At 37.5% G+C, this 1295-nt stretch carries 1 protein-coding gene and 1 pseudogene; both read right to left on the reverse strand.

Annotated features, from left to right (window positions below):
• Positions 1-229 precede the first annotated feature (229 nt).
• A complete protein-coding gene (locus AC1DQW_RS27680) occupies positions 230-1033 on the reverse strand; it encodes a phytanoyl-CoA dioxygenase family protein (RefSeq protein ID WP_477457018.1) in 804 nt (267 codons plus the stop codon).
• A 25-nt stretch (positions 1034-1058) separates the two neighbouring features.
• Positions 1059-1295 (reverse strand): annotated as a pseudogene (locus tag AC1DQW_RS27685) (hypothetical protein); the annotation flags it as partial.

Below are 1295 nucleotides of genomic sequence, written 5' to 3' on the forward strand. Positions count from 1 at the left end.
CCTGCAGGCAGTGATCAGTCTTTGCCGCAGCGATAATTTCGGCCAGCCCCTGCAATTTATTAACATGCGCGATTAATTCCCATCAAAGCTTAAAGCAGCAGGATCAAAAAAAAAGACATAAAAAAAGAGGCTGATCATGATTTATGATACAGCCTCATCTTTTAATAACAATAATGTTTTAGAGTTTTCACTCCAACAAACACCGGTTTCAATAAATATCTAAATTGAATTAACCCTGACCTGGTTGGTACATTCTTTTTTCAACTGGTTGATAATATTCCTGTAGGTTTTCGGGGATCCTTGCATTATATCCCAAAACCTGTCTTAAATGCGCATCCAGTCCCTCACCAAACTCATAACCTAATGCTCTGGGGTAATCAAGTTGCTGTTTAACAAACGGACGGGTAAAGGCCATAGTTAACGTCCGTCTTTTTTCATTTGTATAGTTCTTTCCGGCGGCATGCCACAGGTTGGAGTCAAACAAAATAATGCTTCCTTTTTTTGCAGTGGCGCGGTCGGCAGTCCTGTAAAAATAATCATCATCAGGCTTATCTTCCTGTTTATGAGAGCCTGAAAGAAAATAGGTTGCTCCGTTTTCGAGTGTAAAATCATCCAAAACAATCATCATTTGGATCATTATTTTAAAATCGCCTGTAAAACTTCGTATGTCTCTGTGGATATTTTGAACATAAGGTTTGTCATCCTTTAAATTGATTACCGCTCCTAATGAATTTAAGATGTAGTTGCCTTTTAAAAAATGTCTTATCTCATTTTCACAATATTTTTGCTCAAGAAATTTCAAGGTGAAAATATCTCTTTCTACAAGATGGTGAAGTGTTCCGTTCATGTTAGCACCTATTCCATTTGCAACCTGGATTGCGCGCCGTACTTCGTATGCCTTCACTAATGAGGTTGTAATTTCTTCAATAAAATCAGCACTCATTGCATCTTCGTAAATAATCCAGCCATAATCTGACATTATTTGATCAAAAGTATCCAGGTTAGCTTCCGAATATGTGAATTTATTTTTCATGTTAATTTATTTTTTTAAGATTAATTTAAACAGTTGAAGCTGGTATATTGGGGATACATCCATCCGTTTTTCTTTTAGGTTGACGGTATGAGGGGAAATAATTAGGTTCGGCATTAGCCTCCACACCCGCCTTTAAAACAAGTTCGTTGTAAATAGCAGCATCATTGATATAACACCAGATGCGATCCTTTACCTGCAGATCTGAGAAATATCTTTTGAACATAAAAAGAGAATCTTCCCTGCCACCTACCCCGCCTCCAAG

Source organism: Mucilaginibacter sp. P5_A4, from assembly GCF_056400605.1.

Bases quoted from the DNA above. Each gene is read 5' to 3' on its own strand.
- AC1DQW_RS27680 (WP_477457018.1), bottom strand. From the start codon at position 1,033: ATGAAAAATAAATTCACATATTCGGAAGCTAACCTGGATACTTTTGAT.